This window comes from Azohydromonas lata NBRC 102462, from assembly GCF_001571085.1.
Lineage (GTDB): Bacteria > Pseudomonadota > Gammaproteobacteria > Burkholderiales > Burkholderiaceae_C > Azohydromonas > Azohydromonas lata.
This window is the reverse complement of sequence record NZ_BCTC01000010.1, coordinates 47470-67781: the sequence shown is the minus strand read 5'-3', so window position 1 is coordinate 67781 and position 20312 is coordinate 47470. Positions and strand designations below refer to the sequence as shown.

General features: G+C 68.8%; 18 protein-coding genes and 1 other RNA gene. 9 read left to right on the top strand and 10 right to left on the bottom strand.

Going from position 1 to position 20312, the window contains the following annotated elements; all coding sequences use genetic code 11:
• Positions 1-11: 11 nt before the first annotated feature.
• On the bottom strand, positions 12-2507 hold the full coding sequence (gene nirB / locus ALA01S_RS05955; RefSeq protein ID WP_066333416.1) for a nitrite reductase large subunit NirB: 2496 nt from the start codon (positions 2505-2507) through the stop codon (positions 12-14).
• 59 nt (positions 2508-2566) lie between these two features.
• On the opposite strand from nirB, the gene ALA01S_RS05950 reads away from it, so the two are divergent.
• Positions 2567-4291 (top strand): bifunctional protein-serine/threonine kinase/phosphatase, encoded by a 1725-nt coding sequence (locus ALA01S_RS05950; protein ID WP_066333409.1) that lies wholly within the window; start codon positions 2567-2569, stop codon positions 4289-4291.
• Between the two features lie 50 nt (positions 4292-4341).
• Here ALA01S_RS05950 and ALA01S_RS05945 read toward each other — a convergent pair whose 3' ends face one another.
• On the bottom strand, positions 4342-5619 hold the full coding sequence (locus ALA01S_RS05945; RefSeq protein ID WP_066333406.1) for an MFS transporter: 1278 nt from the start codon (positions 5617-5619) through the stop codon (positions 4342-4344).
• A 337-nt stretch (positions 5620-5956) separates the two neighbouring features.
• On the opposite strand from ALA01S_RS05945, the gene ALA01S_RS05940 reads away from it, so the two are divergent.
• Together ALA01S_RS05940 and ALA01S_RS05935 are read left to right on the top strand one after the other, a co-directional pair.
• The gene (locus ALA01S_RS05940) at positions 5957-7234 is read left to right on the top strand and encodes a type IV pili methyl-accepting chemotaxis transducer N-terminal domain-containing protein (protein ID WP_084267259.1); all 1278 of its coding nucleotides are present in this window, start codon (positions 5957-5959) and stop codon (positions 7232-7234) included.
• Positions 7235-7270: 36 nt separating this feature from the next.
• The gene (locus tag ALA01S_RS05935) at positions 7271-8302 is read left to right on the top strand and encodes a GGDEF domain-containing protein (RefSeq protein ID WP_066333402.1); all 1032 of its coding nucleotides are present in this window, start codon (positions 7271-7273) and stop codon (positions 8300-8302) included.
• Between the two features lie 138 nt (positions 8303-8440).
• Here the strand turns inward: ALA01S_RS05935 and ALA01S_RS05930 are convergent, their stop codons facing one another.
• The 8 genes from ALA01S_RS05930 to ALA01S_RS05895 all read right to left on the bottom strand — a co-directional run bounded on the left by ALA01S_RS05930 (position 8441) and on the right by ALA01S_RS05895 (position 14366).
• Positions 8441-9250, bottom strand: coding sequence for a sulfite exporter TauE/SafE family protein (locus ALA01S_RS05930; protein WP_066333399.1), 810 nt, complete (start codon positions 9248-9250; stop codon positions 8441-8443).
• 128 nt (positions 9251-9378) lie between these two features.
• Positions 9379-9557: non-coding RNA, 6S RNA (gene ssrS / locus ALA01S_RS05925), on the bottom strand.
• Between the two features lie 58 nt (positions 9558-9615).
• Positions 9616-9954, bottom strand: coding sequence for a cell division protein ZapA (locus tag ALA01S_RS05920; RefSeq protein WP_066333395.1), 339 nt, complete (start codon positions 9952-9954; stop codon positions 9616-9618).
• Positions 9955-9962: 8 nt separating this feature from the next.
• Positions 9963-10172 carry a hypothetical protein gene (locus ALA01S_RS05915; protein ID WP_066333392.1) on the bottom strand — a complete coding sequence of 70 codons (210 nt, stop codon included), beginning with the start codon at positions 10170-10172 and terminating at the stop codon, positions 9963-9965.
• 44 nt (positions 10173-10216) lie between these two features.
• Positions 10217-10852: an endonuclease III gene (gene nth, locus ALA01S_RS05910; RefSeq protein ID WP_066333391.1), complete on the bottom strand. Its 636-nt coding sequence runs from the start codon at positions 10850-10852 to the stop codon at positions 10217-10219.
• Positions 10853-10872: 20 nt separating this feature from the next.
• The gene (rsxB, locus tag ALA01S_RS05905; protein WP_238455704.1) at positions 10873-11568 is read right to left on the bottom strand and encodes an electron transport complex subunit RsxB; all 696 of its coding nucleotides are present in this window, start codon (positions 11566-11568) and stop codon (positions 10873-10875) included.
• Positions 11561-12904 (bottom strand): polyhydroxyalkanoate depolymerase, encoded by a 1344-nt coding sequence (locus ALA01S_RS05900; protein ID WP_084267257.1) that lies wholly within the window; start codon positions 12902-12904, stop codon positions 11561-11563. The genes rsxB and ALA01S_RS05900 overlap by 8 nt, the downstream gene beginning before the upstream one ends.
• A 262-nt stretch (positions 12905-13166) precedes the next feature.
• The gene (locus tag ALA01S_RS05895) at positions 13167-14366 is read right to left on the bottom strand and encodes an amino acid aminotransferase (RefSeq protein ID WP_066333387.1); all 1200 of its coding nucleotides are present in this window, start codon (positions 14364-14366) and stop codon (positions 13167-13169) included.
• Between the two features lie 158 nt (positions 14367-14524).
• Between ALA01S_RS05895 and uvrB the strand changes: the two genes are divergently transcribed.
• The 6 genes from uvrB to hscB all read left to right on the top strand — a co-directional run bounded on the left by uvrB (position 14525) and on the right by hscB (position 20301).
• Positions 14525-16696: an excinuclease ABC subunit UvrB gene (uvrB, locus tag ALA01S_RS05890; protein ID WP_084267256.1), complete on the top strand. Its 2172-nt coding sequence runs from the start codon at positions 14525-14527 to the stop codon at positions 16694-16696.
• Positions 16697-17051: 355 nt separating this feature from the next.
• Entirely contained in the window at positions 17052-17585 is a 534-nt protein-coding gene (gene iscR / locus ALA01S_RS05885; RefSeq protein WP_066333385.1) for a Fe-S cluster assembly transcriptional regulator IscR, read from the top strand.
• A gap of 91 nt (positions 17586-17676) precedes the next feature.
• Positions 17677-18897: an IscS subfamily cysteine desulfurase gene (locus ALA01S_RS05880; RefSeq protein ID WP_066333383.1), complete on the top strand. Its 1221-nt coding sequence runs from the start codon at positions 17677-17679 to the stop codon at positions 18895-18897.
• A 49-nt stretch (positions 18898-18946) separates the two neighbouring features.
• The gene (iscU, locus tag ALA01S_RS05875; protein ID WP_066333381.1) at positions 18947-19348 is read left to right on the top strand and encodes a Fe-S cluster assembly scaffold IscU; all 402 of its coding nucleotides are present in this window, start codon (positions 18947-18949) and stop codon (positions 19346-19348) included.
• 4 nt (positions 19349-19352) lie between these two features.
• Entirely contained in the window at positions 19353-19676 is a 324-nt protein-coding gene (gene iscA, locus ALA01S_RS05870) for an iron-sulfur cluster assembly protein IscA (protein ID WP_066333378.1), read from the top strand.
• A 106-nt stretch (positions 19677-19782) separates the two neighbouring features.
• Entirely contained in the window at positions 19783-20301 is a 519-nt protein-coding gene (hscB, locus tag ALA01S_RS05865) for a Fe-S protein assembly co-chaperone HscB (protein ID WP_066333377.1), read from the top strand.
• Positions 20302-20312: the final 11 nt, after the last annotated feature.

Sequence of the window (20312 nt, the reverse complement as noted above, 5' to 3'; positions counted from 1 at the left end):
GAGGAGTTGGATCAGGCCTTGAGGGGCTCGCTGGCGGGCGTTTCAGCCGACAGGGCCTCGGCCGAGACGCGCAGCGGCTCGAACTGGCGCGTGTCCACGCCGGCCTTCACCGCTTCGTGCCAGGGGTCGGGTTGCCCGTCCAGCGCGAACTGCAGCCGCGCCCACAGCGCCTTGCGGTTCTCGGCGTCGTCGAGCACGGCCTTTTTCACATGGTCCAGGCCCACGCGCTCGATGTAGTGCACGGTGCGCTCCAGGTACCAGCCTTCCTCGCGGTAGAGCTGCAGGAAGGCGCCGGCGTGCTCCAGCACCTCCTGGGCCGTCTTGACCTTCACGAAGAACTGGGCCACCTCGGTCTTGATGCCGCCGTTGCCGCCGATGTGCAGCTCCCAGCCGGAGTCCACGCCGATGATCCCGACGTCCTTGGTGCCGGACTCGGCACAGTTGCGCGGGCAGCCGCTGACGGCCATCTTGACCTTGTGCGGCGAGTACATGGCCCACAGCGCGTGCTCCAGGTCCTTGCCCAGCTGCGTGCTGTCCTGCGTGCCGAAGCGGCACCACTCGCTGCCCACGCAGGTCTTCACCGTGCGCAGCGACTTGGCGTAGGCCAGGCCGCTGGGCATGCCCAGGTCGCGCCAGACGGCCTGCAGGTTTTCCTTCTTCACGCCCAGCAGGTCTATGCGCTGGCCGCCCGTGACCTTGACGGTGGGAATGGCGTACTTGTCCACCACGTCGGCGATGCGGCGCAGGTCGGAGGCCGAGGTCTCGCCGCCCCACATGCGCGGAATCACGGAGTAGGTGCCGTCCTTCTGGATGTTGGCGTGGCTGCGCTCGTTGACGAAGCGGCTTTGCGGGTCGTCCTGCGCCTCCTTGGGCCAGGTGCTGATGAGGTAGTAGTTGACCGCCGGGCGGCAGCTCGCGCAGCCGTTGGGGTTGCGCCAGCCCAGCGTCGCGTAGACCTGCGGGATGGACAGCAGCTTTTCGCGGCGAATGGCGTCGCGCACGTCCTGGTGGCTGTGGTCGGTGCAGCCGCACAGGGCCTTGTGCTTGGGCGTGGCGGAGTAGTCGCCGCCGGCCGTGAACATGAGGATCTGCTCGACCAGCCCGGTGCAGGAGCCGCAGGAGGCGCTGGCCTTGGTGTGCTTGCGCACGTCCTCCAGCGTGAACAGGCCCTTGTCCTTGATGGCCTTGCAGATGGTGCCCTTGGTCACGCCGTTGCAGCCGCAGACCTCGTCGCTGTCGGCCATGGAGGCGGCCTTGCTGTGGCCCTGGTGGCCGGCGTCGCCCAGGTGGTCCTCGCCGAACATGAGCTTGTCGCGCATCTCGGCCACGCTGCGGCCCTCGCGCAGCAGCTTGAAGTACCAGGCGCCGTCGGCCGTGTCGCCGTACAGGCAGGCGCCCACCAGCTTGTCGTCCTTGAGGACGAGCTTCTTGTAGACGCCGCCGAAGGGATCGCTCATCACGATCTCCTCGCAGTCCTCGCCGCCGTTGAAGTTGCCGGCCGAGAACAGGTCTATGCCCGTGACCTTGAGCTTGGTGCTGACCTGGCTGCCCAAGTAGCGGCCGATGCCGAACTGCGCCAGGTGCGTGGCGCACACCTTGCCCTGCTCGAAGAGCGGCGCCACCAGCCCGTAGGCGATGCCGCGGTGCGCCGCGCACTCGCCCACGGCGTAGACGCGCGGGTCGGTGACGGTCTGCATGGTGTCGGTGACGACGATGCCGCGGTTGCAGTGCAAACCTATCTTTTCGGCCAGCGCGGTGTTGGGACGGATGCCGGCGGCCATCACCACCAGGTCGGCCGGGATCTCGCGCCCGTCGGTGAAGCGCACGGCCTTGACGCGGCCGTCGTCGCCGCCCACGAGCGCCTGCGTGTGCGCGCCCATCTCGAACTGCAGGCCGCGGTCCTGCAGCGACTTCTGCAGCATCTTGCCGGCCACCTCGTCGAGCTGGCGCTCCATGAGCGTCGGCGAGATGTGCACCACCGTGACCTGCATGCCGCGCAGCATCAGCCCGTTGGCCGCTTCCAGGCCCAGCAGGCCGCCGCCGACGACCACCGCGTGGCGGTGCGTCTTGGCCGTCTCGATCATGTACTCGGTGTCGGCGATGTCGCGGTAGGCGATCACGCCCTGCAAGTCCTTGCCCGGGACGGGGAGGATGAAGGGGTTGGAGCCGGTGGCGATCAGCAGCCGGTCGTAGGGCACCTCGACGCTGCTGCCGTCCTTGGCGCGGCCGCTGACGATGCGCCTGGCGCGGTTGACCTCGGTGACCTCGCAGCCCAGGTGCAGCGTGATGCCGTGCTCCTCGTACCAGGACAGCGGGTTGAGGATGATCTCGTCTATCGTCTGCTCGCCCGCGAGCACGGGCGACAGCAGGATGCGGTTGTAGTTGGGGTGCGGCTCGGCGCCGAACACCGTGATGTCGTAGAGGTCCGGCGCGATCTTGAGCAGCTCTTCCAGCGTGCGCACGCCGGCCATGCCGTTGCCGATCAGAACCAGTTTCATCTTCTTCATGGCTGCATCCCTGAGGAGGAAGTCGAGAGCGGGGAATTCGGTGCGCGGACAATGGCCGCATGAGTTTTGAAGTCGACATCGGCCACGCGAGCCGCCGCGGTCCGCGCGAGATCAACGAGGACTTCGCCGGCGCGCTGCGCGAGCGCCGCGGGCTGGTGGCAGCCATCGCCGACGGCGTGTCCACCGGCGGCGGCGGGCGCGAGGCGGCGCAGACCAGCGTGATGGGGCTGCTGTCGGACTTCTTCGCCGCCCCGGCCACCTGGGACACCACCGTGGTGCTGGACCGTCTCATTGCCGCCCAAAACAACTGGCTCGTGGCCGTGAACCGCCAGCGCCAGGTGGGCGGCGGCTGGCACCGCCGCGAGGCCGGCCGCGTGGCCGAGCCCACCACGGCGCTGACCACGCTCACCGCGCTGGCGCTGGAAGGCCGCGGCTACACCGTGGCCCACGTGGGCGACACGCGCGCCTGGCTGCTCAGCGGTGGCGAGCTCGCGCCGCTGACCCAGGACCACGCCTTTGACCACCCCGACCAGCGCAGCCGCCTCACCCGCGCCGTGGGCCTGGACGAGGCGCTGAGCGTGGACTACGCGCAGGGCCCGCTGCGCGTGGGCGACGTGTTCGTGCTGACCACCGACGGCGTGCACGGCGTGCTCAAGCGCGCCCGGCTGGCCGAGCTGGCCGCCAAGGGCAGCGCACAGGAGGCCAGCGACGCCATCGTGGAGGCGGCCATTGCCGCCGGCGGCCGCGACAACGCCAGCGCGCTGGTGGTGCGCGTGCTGGGCCTGGACGCCGGCCGGCTGGAGGACGAGCTCGCCCGCTCCCGCCAGTTGCCCGTGCCGGGCCGGCTGAAAGTGGGCGACCGGCTCGACGGCTTCACCATCACGGCCCTGGTGGCCGACAGCGGCGTGCACCGCCTGTACCAGGCGCGCAGCCCGCAAGGCACGCTGGTGGCCCTCAAGACGCTGCACGAGGCCCGCGCCAGCGACCCCGAGGAGCGCGCCATGCTGGCCCACGAGGCTTGGCTGGGACTGCGCCTGGCCGAGGCCGACGCACCCGGCTTCATTCGCGTGCATGAAGTGCGCAACGCCAGCGCGCTCTACACGGTGTTCGACTGGCACGGCGGGCGCACCCTGGAGCAGTGGCTCAAGGACGGGCAGCGCTTCGGCGTGGACGAGGTGGTGCGCGGCGCCGTCGCCATCACGCGCGCCGTGGGCCGGCTGCACCGCCTGGGTGTGGTCCACCGCGACTTGAAGCCCGGCAACCTGCACTTGGGCGAGGACGGCCAGTGGCGCTTGCTGGACCTGGGCACGGCCGTGAGCGCGCACGCCCCGGCCGCGCAGCGCGAGCTGCACGCCGGCACGCCCAGCTTCATGAACCCCGAGCAGTGGGAAGGCGCCGCGGCCGACAGCGGCAGCGACCTCTTCGCCCTGGGCGCGACGCTGTACCTGTGGCTCGGCGGCCATCTGCCCTACGGCGAGGTGGAGCCCTACCAGACGGCGCGCTTTCGGCGCGACCCGCGGCCGTTGTCGCGGCTGCGGCCGGACGTGCCCATCTGGCTGGACCACCTGGTGCTCAAGGCCGTGGCGCGCGACCCGCGCCAGCGCTTCGAAACCGCCGAGGAGCTGCTGCTGGCGCTGCAGCGCGGCGCCTCGCGCAGCTTGGGCGCGCCCACGGCCACGCCGCTGGCCGTGCGCGACCCGCTGGCACTGTGGAAGGCGGCGCTCGTGGTGTCGCTGCTCTTCAACCTGCTGCTGGTCGTGTGGCTGCTGTTCCTGCCGCGCTAGCGTGGCCATGACTGCGCTCCCGGGGTGCTCGTCGTGCGGCGCGGGGCGCTTCAGGCGCGGCGGCGGCTGGTGGACACGCGGGTGACGCGCGGCGCGGCCGACTCGGCTTGGCCGGGCGTGGCGGGGCGGGCGCGGCCGCCCTTTTCGGCCCAAGTGCGGGTCCAGCGGATCTGCACGACGCGCAGCATGCCCAGCATCAGCAGCGCCAGCACCGTGAAGGCCAGGAAGCCGCCCAAGTAGCTGCCCAGGTACTCCTTGGACAGGCCCATGGCGTTGGGCAGGAAGCCGCCGCCCAGGGCGCCGACCTCGCCGATCATGGAGCCGGCCACGGCCGTGGTGAGCGGCCAGCGCAGCGGAACGAGCTGGAACAGCGCGCCGTTGCCCGCGCCCAGCGCGGCAAAGCACAGCATGAACAGCAGCGTGGTGCTGGCCAGCGAGGTGCCCGCGAAGCCGCAGGCCGTGAGCGTGGCGGCCACCAGCAGCAGCACGCCGGAGAGGGTGTTGACGCCGCCGATGCGGTCGGAGATCCAGCCGCCGAGCACGCGCACGGCCGAGCCCATCAGCGTGGCCAGCATGGTGAGCTGGCCGGCCTCGACCTTGGTGACCTTGAACTGGTCGTAGAAGTAGGTGGGCAGGAAGCTGGCCAGGCCGATGAAGCCGCCGAAGGTCACGACGTAGATCAGGCTGAAGGCCCAGCCGTCCTTCTCGAACAGGCAGCTGATGTGCTCGCGGAAGGTCTGGTGCTCGCGGTCGGGCGGCTCCTTGGCGGCCAACCACATCACCGCCAGCGGCAGCAGCATGGTGGCCGCGGCCAGGCCGTACACCGTCTGCCAGCCGTACTTCATGGCCAGCGGCGGCGCAAACAGCACGGCCAGCACCGTGCCGGAGTTGCCCGCGCCGGCGATGCCCATGGCCAGGCCCTTGTACTTGGGCGGGAACCAGCCGCTGCCCAGGCTCAGCGCCACGCCGAAGCTGGCGCCGGCGATGCCCAGCAGCACGCCCATGGCCAACACGCCGTTGTAGCTGTCAACGAACAGGAAACCGAACAGCAGCGCCGCGATGATCAGCGACATCTCCACCATCGCCGCGTTCTTGCGGCCGATGTACTGCGACAGCACGCCCAGTGGAAAGCGCATCAGCGCCCCGGCCAGGATGGGCACCGACACCATGAAGCCCTTTTGCGCAGCCGACAGCCCGTAGGCCTCGCTGATGAAGGGGCCCATGGCGCCGTTGAGCACCCACACGGCGAAGCAGAAATCGAAGTAAAGGAAGGAAGCGGCCAGCGTGGGCCAGTGCCCGGCACGGGCGAAGGTTTTGAAGCTCGACATCGTGGCGGGGCGCTCAGGCGCGCAGGAAGGGAAGGAAAGGGAAGGCGGGCAACGACAGCGTTCTCATGTGGCTTCTCCGGAGGTACGGCAAAGCGCCCGCTGTGGACGCGGGCAGGAGGCACATGTTTTGGTCACGACGCTGTGGCCAGGACCGGGCGTGCGAGGCCGGCGGTCCGGGTGCTGCGGTGCACCCGCGTGCAGTACTGCACCATCCGTGCCAACCCTTGGTTCCTGGGCGGCCCATGGGCTGCTCTATGCTTGCGCTCCCAATGCCGCCACCCTCATCGCGGCAGCCGTTTCCCCTCTAGTGCCCAGGCCGACGCGAGCGGCCCGCTTCATGACTTCAGCACTCGTCATCACCTCGCCCGGCAGCGGCGCGCCACCGTTGTCCGATGAGCTCCAGGCCGCCGGCATTCACGTCCTTGGTGCCTGCGAATGCGACAAGCTGGTGCAGCAGGCCCTGCGCTGTGCACCCGACGTGGTCGTGTGCTGGGAGCCCAGCCCGGCGGAGGCGGGGCTGTTCGACGCGCTGGAGCTGTTGTCGCGCACGCAACCCATGCCGGTGCTGGTGTTCACCGCTGATGCCGGCGCCGAGGGCGCGCAGCGCGCGCTGGAGCTGGGCGTGGCGGGCTGGGTGGTGCACGGCTATGCGCCCACGCGGCTGCGGCCGCTGCTGCAGCTCACGCGCGCCCGCTTCGAGCACGAGCAACGTCTGCGCGCCGAGCGCGACGATGCCCACCAGCGGCTGGAGGAGCGCAAGCTGGTGGACCGCGCCAAGGGCATCCTGATGCGCTCGCACGGCCTGTCGGAGGACGAAGCCTTCCGCCGCCTGCGCGGCGCGGCCATGCAGGGCAAGCTGCGCGTGGGCCGGCTGTCGCAGCAGCTCATAGACGCCGCGCGCGATGCCGAGGCGCTCAACCGCAGCGGTCAACTGCGCATGCTCTCGCAGCGCCTGGTGGCGTTGCAGGCGCTGCGCCTGGCACCTGCGCCGGACGTGGATGCCCCGGCCCTGCAGGCCACCGCGCGCAGGCAGGCGCAACGCAACCTGGACCACCTCTCGCGCACGCTGTCGGCTGCCACCTTGGGCGACCTGCTGCAGCCGCTGCAGTCCGCTTGGGCCGCGCTGGAGCAGGCGCTGGACGGTGCCTCGCGGCTGGAGGCGCTGGCCGGCCTGGACCAGTGTGCCGAGGCGCTCCTGGTGGCCGCCGAGCGGCTCACGCGTGCGCTGGAAGGCGGCAGCGCGCTGCAGACGCTTTCCGCCGTCAATTTGTCCGGGCGCCAGCGCATGCTGGGCCAGCGGCTGCTCAAGCAGGTGCTCATGGGCGCGCTGCTGGCCACGCCGGAGGGCGCGCAGGCGCTGTCGCTGGCCGCGGCCACGGCACGCGACTTCGACCAGGCGCTGCAGCGCCTGCAGCAATTGCCCTTGAGCTCGCCGGCCATACGCATCGCGCTGGATGCCGCGGCGCGCGAGTGGCAGCGCATGCAGCAGGGCGTGCGCGAGGCCGGACACGAAACCGGCCGCCGGCAACTGGCACTGTCGGCCGAGGCGCTGCTGGCATGCTTCGAGGATCTCACCGGCGACTACGAGCGCAGCGCACAAATGCTCTTCGACTGATCTTCCTGGACTGACATGGCGGAGCAGCTCACATCCATGACTTCGACATCCTCACCCGGCGCGGCACAGGGCGGCTCCACCTCGCCGGACGACCCGCATCTGGCCGGCCTGTTGGGCCACGTGTTGCCGGCCTGGCTGGCGCGGCAGGGCACGTTGCTGGCGGTCAAGGACGCGGCCACGGGCGCCTATGTGCACGTCAACGACGCCATGGCGCAATGGCTGCAATGCGACGTGGCCGCACTGCGCACCCAGGGCGACGCGGCCCTGTCCACGCCCTGGCCCGCGCCGCTGCGCGCGGCCGAGCAGCACGCGCTGCAGTTGCCGCCGGACAAGCCGCTGCAAAGCGAGCACCGCTTCGAATGGCGCGGCGCGCTGCACGAGTACAGCGTCTGGCGCGAGCTGCGGCTGCTGGCCGACGGCCGCCGGGTGCTGTGCAGCCTCTGGAGCGACCTGGCGCCGCAGCGGCGCGAGCAGCAGCGCGTGCGCGAGCTGCTGCAGCAGATGGAGCAGCAGCAGCGGCTGCTCAACGAGCAGCTCGACCGCCAGGGTGGCGACGGCAGCCCGCTGGACCGCGCCACGGGGCTGCACCTGCGCGAGTTCTTCGATGAGCAGTTGCGCCGCGCGCTGCTGCTGTCGGTGCAGGAGAGCCGCGAGTTCGCGCTGGTGTGGGTTGCGCTGGACGCGCCTGCGGGGCCGGCCTGGGACGAGGCCGCCCAAGCCAGCGTGCGCGCGACGCTGGCGCGGCTGCTGCGTGCCAACACCCGGGCCACGGATTCGACCTGCCACTTGGGCGGCCAGCGCTTTGCCGTGCTCATGGCCAACGTCGGGATGGCGTTGGCCTATGGCCGCATGGAGCAGCTGCGGCGCGAGTGCGCCGCGCAGATCGTGGTCTCCGGCGGGCGGGAGCTGCGCTTCACGGTGTCCATGGGCGTGGCGGGCTGTCCGCACATCGCCGCGGAGTTGACGGAGCTGCAATCGGCCTGCGAAGCCGCCTTGGCCCAGGCGCAGCAGCGCGGGGGCGACCAGGCGGCGCTGGCGCGCGTGCCTTTCCCGGTGCTGCAGTCCTGAAAGCCCGCCGCGCCCGATGGGCGCCAGGGCGGTGCGGCCGTGAGGGCGTGGCCTGCGGGCCTCAGCCGTCCGGCGCGAATCTTCGCTTGGAAGCGCTTGCGGCCATGGCCCCGGATCGGCGAGGCAGGCCGCGGGGCTTCAGCTGTTGAGGCCCTTGTAGAGCATGTAGGCGGCCAGCGCGTAGAGCAGGAAGGCGAAGGCGCGCTTGAGCTGCTTGACGTCCAGGGCATGCGCGGCGCGCGCACCCACGGGGGCCAGCGTCACGCTGGCGGCCGCCACTACGCCCAGCGCGGGCAGGTAGAGGTAGCCCAGTGCGCCGGGCAGGGCCGGCGTGAGGCCCATGCCGCCCACCAGGTAGCCCACGGTGTTGGCCAGGGCGATGGGAAAGCCCAGCGCCGCGCTGGTGGCCACCGCGTGGTGGATGGGCACGTTGCAGCGGGTCATGAAGGGCACGGAGACGAAGCCGCCGCCCGCGCCCACCAGGCCGGAGAGAAAACCGATCCCGCTGCCTGCGGCGGCCTGGCCCAGGCGGCCGGGCATGTCGCGGTCCGGGTGCGGAGCGCGGGCGCGCAGCATCTGCGTGGCCGAGAAGGCGACGAAGGCGGCGAAGAACAGCGCCAGCGCCTGTCCCTTGACCAGGGCAAAGGCCCCGGCCCCGGCCACCAGGCCGCCCAGCACGATGCCCGGCGCCATGTTGCGCACCAGCGGCCAGCGCACCGCGCCGCGCTTGTGGTGCGCGCGCACGCTGGACAGCGAGGTGAAGACGATGGTGGTCATGGACGTGGCGATGGCCATCTTCACCGACATGCCCGGCGCCACGCCGCGCTGCGACAGGATGAAGCTCAGGAAGGGGACGAGCAGCATGCCGCCGCCAATGCCCAGCAATCCGGCCAGGAAGCCGGTGCAGCAGCCCAGCAGCAGCAGCTCGGCCACGAGAGAAAGGTCCATGGGTGCCAACGAAGCCAGGCCGTCCGGCCATGGCCTGGAACGAGCAGGCTCCAACGCGCCGAGCCGGCCCAAGCCGCCGGCCGGGCCGTTCGCCGCGCGGGCAAGACGGATGTCAAAGAGAAGTGGGGGTGTCCACCGCGAGCCGTGGGCCGCATTCCTGAACCCAGGGGATTCAGGTGGGCCAGGTCAGTAAGACTTCGGGTTCGTCTGACGCGAGACGATCTCACCTGTCCAACGATGTTCCAAGCCCTTGCTCGCGAGAGCATCGGTTCAAGGAAATATAGAACCCACGCGAACGCAGCGGACGGTTTGGATTTTACGCCCGTGGCCGACGCTTAGCGGCTGAAGTGCGCGCATCAACCCTGTCAAGTCGTGCGCGAAGCCTCTTGCGTTCCCAATGCACGGTCTATGCGGGCGATGAGCGCCTGCAATTGCGCCGCGGGCAGGGCTTGCGCGGCGGTGGCCGCATCGCCGGTTTCGGCGGCGGGCGCAGGCACAGCCGCCGGCCGTTGGGCCAGTTGGTAGGCCAGGTTGAGCGCGGCCAGCACGGCGATGCGCTCGCGTGCCTTGATGCGGCCGGCGTCGCGTATGGCGGTCATTTCGCGGTCCACTTGCGCGACGGCGGCCTGCAGCGCCTGCTCGCCGCCTTCGGGGCAGCCCAGCAGGTAGCTCTGGCCGAGGATGGTGACTTCGAGCTGTTTCATGGCTTGGCTCAACCCTGGCGGGCGGCATCGGTGGTGGAGAGCCGCTCGATGAGGACGTCTATGCGCGAGCGCGCGGCATTCAGGCGCGAGCGCAACTGGTCGCGCTCGGTGCCCAGTTCGGCGTGCTGCCTTTGCAGCTCGGCGTGGGCTTGCTGGAGCTGCTCGTGGCGGTGCGCGAGCAGCTCGATGCGCTCGGCAAGTTCTTCCAGGGTCGGCATGGCGTGGCGGACAGGGTGGGGCCGGGATTGTAGGCCGGGCGCCGTCAGGGCCGGTTGCTTTGGAACCAGTCGCAGCAATCGGTCACGCTGCAGCGCTCGCACAGCGGGCGGCGGGCCTGGCAGACGTAGCGGCCGTGCAGGATGAGCCAGTGGTGGGCGTCCACCCGGTACGGGGCCGGCACGCGGCGCAGCAGGCCTTGTTCGACCTCCAGCGGCGTGCGCCCGGGTGCCAGCCCGGTGCGGTTGCCCACGCGGAAGATGTGCGTGTCCACCGCCATGGTGGGCTCGCCGAAGGCGACGTTGAGCACCACGTTGGCCGTCTTGCGGCCCACGCCGGGCAGGGCCTCCAGCGCCTCGCGGCTGCGCGGCACACGCCCGCCATGCTGCTCGACCAGGATGCGGCTGGTGTTCCAGAGGTTCTTGGCCTTGGTCGGGTACAGGCCCACGCTGCGGATGTAGCCGGCGATGCCGTCTATGCCCAGCGCCAGCATGCGCTGCGGCGTGTTGGCCACGGGAAAGAGCCGCCGGGTCGCCTTGTTCACGCCCACGTCGGTGGACTGCGCCGACAGCAGCACCGCCGCCAGCAGCTCGAACACGTTGGTGAACTCCAGCTCGGTGGTGGGCTGCGGATTGGCGGCGCGCAGCGTGGCGAAGAAACGTTCGACGGCCTGGTCGTCCATGGCGCTGCCCGTATTCCGCGTCATGCCCGCGGCGCGCGTTGCGCGCGAGCGCGGGCCAGCGCGGCCTCGATGACGGCGCGCTTCTTGTCCAGCACCTGCGGGTCTTCGTGCCGGCTGTGGGCGGGCAGGTCGGCGAGCTTGGTTTCAGCCTTGGCAATGAGGCGCTCGCGCGTCTGCTCCTCCTGCCGCGCCAGCCGGCGGCGGTGCTCCTCGTAGCGCGCGCGGGCGTGGTCGGCCTGCGCAGGGCTCCAGGCGGCCCAGCCGGTGGCGGTGGTGACGTCTTCCAGCACGATGCAGTCCACGGGGCAGGCGCTCACGCACAGCTCGCAACCGGTGCACTCGTTCTCGATGACGGTGTGCATGCGCTTGTTGGCGCCGGCAATGCAGTCCACCGGGCAGGCCTTGATGCACAACGTGCAGCCGATGCACCAGGCCTCGTCGATGAAGGCCAGCTTGCGTGGCACTTCGGCGCCGCAGGCGGCGTCCAGCGGTTTGACCGGGCGGCCGGTGAGGACTGCGAGCCGGCGCACGCCTTCGGCGCCGCCGGGTGGGCAGCGGTCGATGTCGGCCAGGCCCTGCGCGATGGCCTGGGCGTAGCCGCGGCAGTCGGGGTAGCCGCAGCGCGTGCACTGTGTCTGTGGCAGCGCTGCGTCGAGCTCGGCGGCCAGGCCCTGCAGCGGGGACGGCGAAGGTGTTGGGGTCAGAGCTTCAGGCACCGGCTTTCGTCGTGGAGCGCTTGGAGCGCGTGGGCGCAGCCAGCGGTTCGGCCGCCGCGTCGGTCAGGGCGGCGGGCTTGGCCGGGCTACCCTGGTCGGCATCGAAGCGGGCGATGAAGTCGCGCACTTGCGGATAAACCTTTTCGCGCCAGCGGCGGCCCGAGAAGATGCCGTAGTGGCCTGCGCCTTCCACGTCGTAGTGGAACTGGCGCTCCTTGGGGATGCCGGTGCACAGGTCGTGCGCGGCACGGGTCTGGCCGGCGCCGGAGATGTCGTCGAGCTCGCCTTCCACCGTCAGCAGCGCGCTGGTGGTGATGTCCTGCGGCTTGACCAGCTCGCCCTCGACCATCCAGGTGCCGTTGACCAGGGCGAAGTCTTGGAACACGGTCTTGATGGTCTCCAGGTAGTAGTCGGCTGGCATGTCCAGCACGGCGTTGTACTCGTCGTAGAACTTGCGGTGGGCTTCGATGCTGTCCTCGTCGCCGCGGATGAGGTCCAGGAAATAGTCGTAATGCGAGCTCAGATGGCGGTCCGGGTTCATGGCCACGAAGCCCGTGTGCTGCAGGAAGCCCGGGTAGACGCGGCGGCCGGCGCCGGGGTAGTTGGGCGGCACGCGGTAGATCACGTTGTTCTCGAACCACTCGTGGCGCTTGTTCATCGCCAGGTTGTTCACCGCGGTGGGTGAGCGGCGCGCGTCGATGGGGCCGCCCATCATGGTCATGGTGCGTGGTGTGGCCTCGCTACGGCTGGCCAGCAGCGACACCGCGGCCAGCACCGGCACGGTGGGCTGGCACACGGAAATCACGTGAACTTGCGGGCCGATGTGGCGGATGAAATCCTGCACATAGCCCACGTAGTCGTTGAGATGGAAGGGGCCGGCCTCGGCAGGCACCATGCGCGCGTCGGTCCAGTCGGTGATGTAGACCTTGTGGTCATGCAGCAGCGAGCGCACCGTGTCGCGCAGCAGCGTGGAGTGGTGGCCCGACAACGGCGCCACGACCAGCACCGTGGGCTGGTTCTTCATGGCGGTGAGGGCCTGCACGTCGTCGGTGAAGCGCTTGAAGCGCAGCAGCCGGCAGAAGGGCTTTTGCAGCGCCACGCGCTCCTGCACGGCCACCTCGACGCCGTTGACGGTGGCCGAGGTGATTTCGAACTGGGGCTTCTCGTAGTCCTTGGCCAGCCGGTGCATCAGGTCCAGCGCAGCGGAGATGCGCTGCGACAGGATGGAATGCGCAAAAGGCGACAGCGGATGGTCGTACAGCTTGGAAGCCGCGCTGGCGAACTCGGAGAAAGGCGCCATCAAGGCGCGCTGGCTTTCATAGAGCTGATACAGCATCGGGATGAACCTCGCAGCAAATGGGGGACGACGTCTTGGAGGGTAAGGCAGCATGCGCGCCGCAATTGATCCGAACCTGACAGGACTTCTTCATTTTGTGCAGGTGCAGCAATTTTTATGCGCGGACGGCCGCGAGACTGCCACCCCGTGGCAATCCAAGGATGCGCAAAGGGCCGGAAAACCGGCCCCAGCGAGATGCAGTTCACGGAAATCAAGCCGCCACGGTGGCGGCTTGATACTGCTGAGTCAGTGCCTTTTCGGCTCAGGCGGCGACCTTGGCGATGGCCGAGGCCACTGCGTCGATGTTGCGGGTGTTGAGGGCAGCCACGCAGATGCGGCCGGAATCCACGCCGTACACGCCGAACTCGCTGCGCAGGCGCTGCATCTGCTCCTTGCCCAGGCCGGAGTAGCTGAACATGCCCTTCTGGCGGACGATGTAGGACACGTCCTGCTTCAAGCCCGCGGCCTGCAGCTTTTCCACCAGCAGCGAACGCATGAGCTTGATGCGCTGGCGCATGCCGGCGAGCTCTTCCTCCCACTGCGCGCGCAGCGCGGGCGTGGTCAGCACGGTGGCCACGACCTGCGCGCCGAAGGTCGGCGGGTTGGAGTAGTTGGTGCGGATGACGATCTTGAGCTGGCTCAGCACGCGGGCGGCCTCGTCGGCGCTGTCGCACACCACGCTGAGCGCGCCCACGCGTTCGCCGTAGAGCGAGAAGCTCTTGGAGAACGAGGTGGAGACGAAGAAGTCGATGCCCGCGTCCAGGAATTGCTGGATCACGGCGCCGTCTTCGGCAATGCCTTCGCCAAAGCCTTGGTAGGCCATGTCCAGGAAGGCCACCAGGCCGGCGCTCTTGACGGCCTGCACCACCTGCGTCCACTGCGCAGGCGTGATGTCGTAGCCGGTGGGGTTGTGGCAGCAGGCGTGCAGCACCACGACGGTGCCCTTGGGCGCACCTTGCAGGGCGGCCAGCATGTCATCGAAGCGGACGCCGCGCTTGTCGGCGTCGTAATACGGGTAGGTGCCGACTTCGAAGCCCGCATTGGTGAACAGGGCGCGGTGGTTTTCCCAGCTCGGGTCGCTGATGAGCACCTTGGCCGCCGGGTCCACGCGCTTGAGGAAGTCGGCGCCGATCTTGAGGCCGCCGGTGCCGCCCAGGGCCTGCACGGTGGCCACGCGGCCGCCCTTGACGGCGTCGCTCTCGGCGCCGAACACCAGGCCTTGCACGGCCTTGTCGTAAGCGGCGATGCCGTCGATGGGCAGGTAGCCGCGGGGCTTCTTGGCGGACAGCAGCTGCTCTTCGGCGGCGGCGACGCACTTGAGAAGCGGCAGCTTGCCCTCATCGTCGAAATACACGCCCACGCCCAGGTTCACTTTGGCGGGGTTGGGGTCGGCGGCGAATTGTTCGTTGAGGCCCAGGATCGGGTCGCGCGGGGCCATTTCGACGGCGGCAAACAAGGACATGGGTGCTTCCAGCAATGGGGGAGAGGAGCGCCGCCGCTGTGGGAACGGGCGATGCGCTAGGCTGTCGGATTGCCCTGCGGATGCATGTGGATGCATTTGCGCAAGGCGCGCAATTCTAAGCGCCCCGCCGTTTTCACCGCTTTCTCCAGGATCGTCCGATGCCTTCCCCCAAGCCCGCCAAGCTCGCCCAGCCCGTTTCGGCCGTCCCGGGCTCCGCCGCCGCGCTGGAGCCGCAGCAGGTGCCGCAGGAAGAAGTGGCCGCGCCGCAGGGCGAGTTCGCCCGCTATCCCGGCTCGCCCTTCGAGCTGTTCCAGCCCTATCCGCCTGCGGGTGACCAGCCCGCGGCCATCGAGCAGTTGGTGGAAGGCGTGCAGGACGGCCTGAGCTTCCAGACGCTGCTGGGCGTCACCGGCTCCGGCAAGACCTTCACCATGGCCAACACGATTGCCCGGCTGGGCCGGCCGGCCATCGTGTTCGCGCCCAACAAGACGCTGGCCGCACAGCTCTACAGCGAGTTCCGCGAGTTCTTTCCCAAGAACGCGGTCGAGTACTTCGTCAGCTACTACGACTACTACCAGCCCGAGGCCTACGTGCCGCAGCGCGATCTCTTCATTGAAAAGGACAGCGCGATCAACGAGCACATCGAGCAGATGCGGCTGTCGGCCACCAAAAGCCTGCTGGAGCGGCGCGACGTGATCATCGTCGCCTCGGTCTCGGCCATCTACGGCATAGGCAACCCGGCCGACTACCACCAGATGGTGATGACGCTGCGCGTGGGCGACAAGATGGGCCAGCGCGACGTCATCGCCCAACTCGTGCGCATGCAGTACGCGCGCAATGAAATGGAATTTGCCCGTGGCAACTTCCGCGTGCGCGGCGACACGATAGACGTCTTCCCTGCCGAGCACTCGGAGCTGGCCATACGCATAGAGCTGTTCGACGACGAGGTCGAGTCGCTGCAGCTCTTCGATCCGCTCACCGGGCGCATCCGCCAAAAGATCCCGCGCTTCACCGTCTATCCCAGCAGCCACTACGTGACGCCGCGCGAGCGCGTGCTTGCCGCCATAGAGGGCATCAAGGCCGAGCTGCGCCAGCGCGTGGACGAGTTCGTGGCCCAGGGCAAGCTGGTGGAGGCGCAGCGCCTGGAGCAGCGCACGCGCTTCGACCTGGAGATGCTGCAGGAGGTCGGCCACTGCAAGGGCATCGAGAACTACACCCGCCACCTCTCCGGCGCCGAGCCCGGCTCGCCGCCGCCCACGCTGGTGGACTACCTGTCGCGCGACGCGCTCATGTTCTTCGACGAGTCGCACGTGCTCATAGGCCAGTTCGGCGGCATGTACAACGGCGACCGTGCCCGCAAGACCACGCTGGTGGAGTACGGCTTCCGGCTGCCCTCGGCGCTGGACAACCGGCCGCTGAAGTTCGAGGAGTTCGAGACCAAGATGCGCCAGTGCGTCTTCGTCTCGGCCACGCCCGCCGACTACGAAAAGCGCCATGCCGGCCAGGTGGTGGAACAGGTGGTGCGGCCCACGGGCCTGGTGGACCCGGAGATCGAGGTGCGCCCCGCGCTGCACCAGGTGGACGACGTGCTGCAGGAAATCCGCGACCGCGTCGATCGCGACGAGCGCGTGCTCATCACCACGCTGACCAAGCGCATGGCCGAGCAACTCACCGACTACCTCACCGACAACGGCGTGAAGGTGCGCTACCTGCACTCCGACGTGGATACGGTGGAGCGGGTGGAAATCATCCGCGACCTGCGGCTGGGCCTCTTTGACGTGCTGGTGGGCATCAACCTGCTGCGCGAGGGCCTGGACATTCCCGAGGTGTCGCTGGTGGCCATCCTGGACGCGGACAAGGAAGGCTTTCTTCGCGCCGAGCGCAGCCTGATCCAGACGATAGGCCGTGCCGCGCGCAACGCCTCGGGCAAGGCCATCCTCTACGCCGACAAGACCACCGACTCCATGCGCCGTGCCATCGACGAGACGCTGCGCCGCCGCGCCAAGCAGGAGGCGTTCAACGCCGAGCACGGCATCACGCCGCGCACGGTGCGCAAGCAGGTGCGCGAGATGATCGACGGCGTGGTCTCCGACAAGACCGCCAAGGACGATCTCAAGAACGCCCAGGCCGCCGCCGCTGTGGAGGCCATGAGCGAAAAGGACCTGGGCAAGCGCATCAAGCTGCTGGAAAAGCAGATGCTGGAACACGCGCGCAACCTGGAGTTCGAGCAGGCGGCGCGGCTGCGCGACCAGCTCGCCCTGCTGCGCGAGCAGGCCTTTGGCGCCGCCGGGCACGACAGCAACGTCGTGCCCATCACCGGCCGCGGCTGACGCGCTGCGCACCCGGCCGGCGTGCAGCACGCTCCTGGCGCGGGCGCAAGCCCGCCAAGAGGGTCTGGCAAAGTGCGCAATCGGTCATGGAGCACTCCCCGCGGATTTGCGCCAGCGCAAAGCGTCTGCAATCGGCGTATCGTTCCAGGGTGTAAACCCTGATGGCACTAAGGGAACTTCTGCGTAGTTCCCCTGAGTCCAAAGGGAGGCTTCATGTATAATCGACCAAAACACTCGGGATAGACCGGGTGTAGGCCCCTCGAAAGAGGGCCCAGGTCGCATGACGGCCGACCCGTGTGATCCGCGGGAGGACAGGGTCAAGCGATTGCCGCCGCTGCGGCGCAGGAGTATTTCGATGCGTCTTACCACCAAAGGCCGTTTTGCCGTCACCGCGATGATCGATCTGGCGCTGCGCTCGCATTCGGGCCCGGTGGCGCTGGCGGCCATCAGCCAACGTCAGCAGATCTCGTTGTCGTACCTGGAGCAGCTCTTCGGCAAGCTGCGCCGCCACGAGCTGGTGGAGAGCACCCGCGGCCCCGGCGGCGGCTACTCCCTGGGCCGCAAGGCCGAGGACATCACCGTGGCCGACATCATCGTCGCCGTGGACGAGGCGCTGGACGCCACGGGCTGCGGCGGCAAGGAAAACTGCATGGGCGAGGACTCCGGGCGCTGCATGACGCACGAGCTCTGGACCAACCTCAACAACAAGATGATCGAGTACCTCGATTCCATCTCGCTGCAAAAGCTCGTGGACGACCAGATCGCCAAGGGCGTGTCGGTGGAAGAGGCCCCTGTCAAGCGCGCCATCTCCAGCACCCCTGTGGTCAAGCCCATCAAGGTCACGGCGCCCAACTCGGTTTTCGCCCTGGGCAACGCCTTCACCAAGTGAGCGCGGCCCGCGCCTGACGCGGGTTGGCTCGTGATCCATACCGCGGGCGGCGTGCCGCTCGCCCAACCGCACGACTAGAAGTTCTTTTCCCATGGACATGACGCCGCATTTCCCGATCTACATGGACTACGGCGCCACCACGCCGGTGGACCCGCGCGTGGTGGACGCGATGGTGCCGTGGCTGCGCGAGCACTTCGGCAACCCCGCCTCGCGCAGCCATGCCTGGGGCTGGGAAGCGGAAGAGGCTGTGGAAAAGGCGCGCGCGCAGGTGGCCGACTTGATCAACGCCGACCCGCGCGAGATCGTGTGGACCTCCGGCGCCACCGAGTCCAACAACCTCGCCCTCAAGGGCGCGGCGCATTTCTACAAGACCCGCGGCAAGCACATCATCACCGTCAAGACCGAGCACAAGGCGGTGCTGGACACGGTGCGTGAGCTGGAGCGTCAGGGCTTTGAGGCGACCTACCTGGACGTGCAGGAAGACGGGCTGCTGGACCTTGAGAAATTCAAGGCCGCGCTGCGCCCGGACACCATCCTGGTGTCGGTCATGCTCGTGAACAACGAGATCGGCGTGATCCAGGACATCCCGACCATTGGCTCCATTTGCCGTGAGCGCGGAATCATCTTCCACGTCGACGCCGCACAGGCCACCGGCAAGGTGGAGATCGACCTGCGCACGCTGCCCGTGGACTTGATGAGCCTGGCTTCGCACAAGACCTACGGTCCCAAGGGCATAGGCGCGCTTTACGTGCGCCGCAAGCCGCGCGTGCGCCTGGAAGCGCAGATGCACGGCGGCGGCCACGAGCGGGGCATGCGCTCCGGCACGCTGCCCACGCACCAGATCGTGGGCATGGGCGAGGCCTTCCGCATCGCCAAGGAAGAGATGCACACCGAGCACGAGCGCATTCGCGCCCTGCAGCAGCGGCTGCTCAAGGGGCTGTCGGACATCGAGCAGACCTTCGTGAACGGCCATCTTGAAAAGCGCGTGCCGCACAACCTCAACATCAGCTTCAACTTCGTCGAGGGCGAGTCGCTGATCATGGGCATCAAGGGTATCGCCGTGAGCTCGGGCTCTGCCTGCACTTCGGCCAGCCTGGAGCCCAGCTACGTGCTGCGCGCCCTGGGTCGCAGCGACGAGCTGGCGCACTCCAGCCTGCGCATGACGATTGGACGCTTCACGACCGACGAAGAGATCGACTACGCCGTCACCACCCTCAGAGAGCGCGTGACCAAGCTGCGCGAGCTCTCGCCGCTGTGGGAGATGTACCAAGACGGCGTGGACCTCAGCACGATCCAGTGGAGCGCGCATTGAGCCGTGAGCTGAAGGCGTACCGGTTTTTCAAACATTCGGAGTAAGGGTCATGGCATACAGCGACAAAGTGGTGGATCACTACGAGAACCCGCGCAACGTGGGCTCCTTCGGCAAGGGCGACGAGACGGTGGGTACCGGCATGGTGGGTGCACCGGCCTGCGGCGACGTGATGAAGCTGCAGATCAAGGTCAACCCGGCCACGGGCCTGATCGAGGACGCCAAGTTCAAGACCTACGGCTGCGGCTCGGCCATTGCGTCGAGCTCGCTGGTCACGGAGTGGGTCAAGGGCAAGTCGCTGGACGAGGCGCTGACCATCAAGAACACCCAGATCGCCGAGGAACTGGCGCTGCCGCCGGTCAAGATCCACTGCTCCATCCTGGCCGAAGATGCGATCAAGGCCGCGGTGGACGACTACAAGGCCAAGCACGGCGCGCCGGCCAAGGCCCAATAAGGCCATGGCCGTCACGCTGACTGAAGCGGCCGCCCGCCACGTCACCCGCTACCTCGCACGCCGGGGCAAGGGTGTGGGCGTGCGGCTGGGTGTGAAGACCACCGGCTGCTCCGGCATGGCCTACAAGCTGGAGTACGCCGACGAGGTGGCGCCCGAGGACCATGTGTTTGAAGGCCACGGCGTCAAGATCCTGATCGACCCCAAGAGCCTGCCTTACCTGGACGGCACGGAGCTGGACTTCGTGCGCGAAGGGCTCAACGAGGGCTTCAAGTTCCACAACCCGCGCGAGAAGGACCGCTGCGGCTGCGGTGAATCCTTCCGCGTCTGAGCCCGCCTTTCGCGTATGCCGGTGCCGCCTGCGGGCGGCACTGTCATTGCGTCAATGACAATGCGCGCGCGCCGCGCCGCTCCTATCGCCGGCCCGGCCCGCGTTCATGAACCTCACCGACGACGACTTCACACTCTTCGGCCTGCCGCAGAAGTTCGCCCTGGACCGCGCCGCGCTGGACGCCTGCTGGCGCCAGCTCCAGGCCCGCGTGCATCCGGACCGTTTCGCCGCCGAAGGCGCCACCGCCCAGCGCCTGGCCATGCAATGGTCGGTACGTGTGAACGAGGCTTACCGGCGCTTGCGTGACCCGCTCACGCGCGCGGCCTACCTCTGCGAGCTGCGCGGCGCCCCCATCGACGCCCACAACAACACCGCCATGCCCGCGGCCTTCCTGATGCAGCAGATGGAATGGCGCGAGACGCTGGAGGAGGCGAACGCCGCCGCCGAAGTCGAGTCGCTGGACGACGAAGTGCGCACCGCCGAGCGGGCGCTGCTGGACGAGGTGCGCCAGCTCCTGGACGAACGCGGCGACGCCGCCACGGCCGCCCAACGCGTCAGAGCCCTCATGTTCGTCGCGCGCTTTCGCGAGGACATCGAGGCCCGCTTGGATGCGCTGGGACAATAACGGCCCTCGCA

Bases quoted from the DNA above. Each gene is read 5' to 3' on its own strand.
- ALA01S_RS05945 (WP_066333406.1), bottom strand. From the start codon at position 5,619: ATGTCGAGCTTCAAAACCTTCGCCCGTGCCGGGCACTGGCCCACGCTG.
- ALA01S_RS05920 (WP_066333395.1), bottom strand. From the start codon at position 9,954: ATGAAACAGCTCGAAGTCACCATCCTCGGCCAGAGCTACCTGCTGGGC.
- hscB (WP_066333377.1), top strand. From the start codon at position 19,783: ATGAACCTCACCGACGACGACTTCACACTCTTCGGCCTGCCGCAGAAG.
- ALA01S_RS05930 (WP_066333399.1), bottom strand. From the start codon at position 9,250: ATGGACCTTTCTCTCGTGGCCGAGCTGCTGCTGCTGGGCTGCTGCACC.
- ALA01S_RS05935 (WP_066333402.1), top strand. From the start codon at position 7,271: ATGACTTCGACATCCTCACCCGGCGCGGCACAGGGCGGCTCCACCTCG.
- ALA01S_RS05940 (WP_084267259.1), top strand. From the start codon at position 5,957: ATGACTTCAGCACTCGTCATCACCTCGCCCGGCAGCGGCGCGCCACCG.
- ALA01S_RS05900 (WP_084267257.1), bottom strand. From the start codon at position 12,904: ATGCTGTATCAGCTCTATGAAAGCCAGCGCGCCTTGATGGCGCCTTTC.
- nirB (WP_066333416.1), bottom strand. From the start codon at position 2,507: ATGAAGAAGATGAAACTGGTTCTGATCGGCAACGGCATGGCCGGCGTG.
- ALA01S_RS05895 (WP_066333387.1), bottom strand. From the start codon at position 14,366: ATGTCCTTGTTTGCCGCCGTCGAAATGGCCCCGCGCGACCCGATCCTG.
- ALA01S_RS05950 (WP_066333409.1), top strand. From the start codon at position 2,567: ATGAGTTTTGAAGTCGACATCGGCCACGCGAGCCGCCGCGGTCCGCGC.
- iscR (WP_066333385.1), top strand. From the start codon at position 17,052: ATGCGTCTTACCACCAAAGGCCGTTTTGCCGTCACCGCGATGATCGAT.
- iscA (WP_066333378.1), top strand. From the start codon at position 19,353: ATGGCCGTCACGCTGACTGAAGCGGCCGCCCGCCACGTCACCCGCTAC.
- ALA01S_RS05915 (WP_066333392.1), bottom strand. From the start codon at position 10,172: ATGCCGACCCTGGAAGAACTTGCCGAGCGCATCGAGCTGCTCGCGCAC.
- ALA01S_RS05880 (WP_066333383.1), top strand. From the start codon at position 17,677: ATGGACATGACGCCGCATTTCCCGATCTACATGGACTACGGCGCCACC.
- uvrB (WP_084267256.1), top strand. From the start codon at position 14,525: ATGCCTTCCCCCAAGCCCGCCAAGCTCGCCCAGCCCGTTTCGGCCGTC.
- iscU (WP_066333381.1), top strand. From the start codon at position 18,947: ATGGCATACAGCGACAAAGTGGTGGATCACTACGAGAACCCGCGCAAC.
- nth (WP_066333391.1), bottom strand. From the start codon at position 10,852: ATGGACGACCAGGCCGTCGAACGTTTCTTCGCCACGCTGCGCGCCGCC.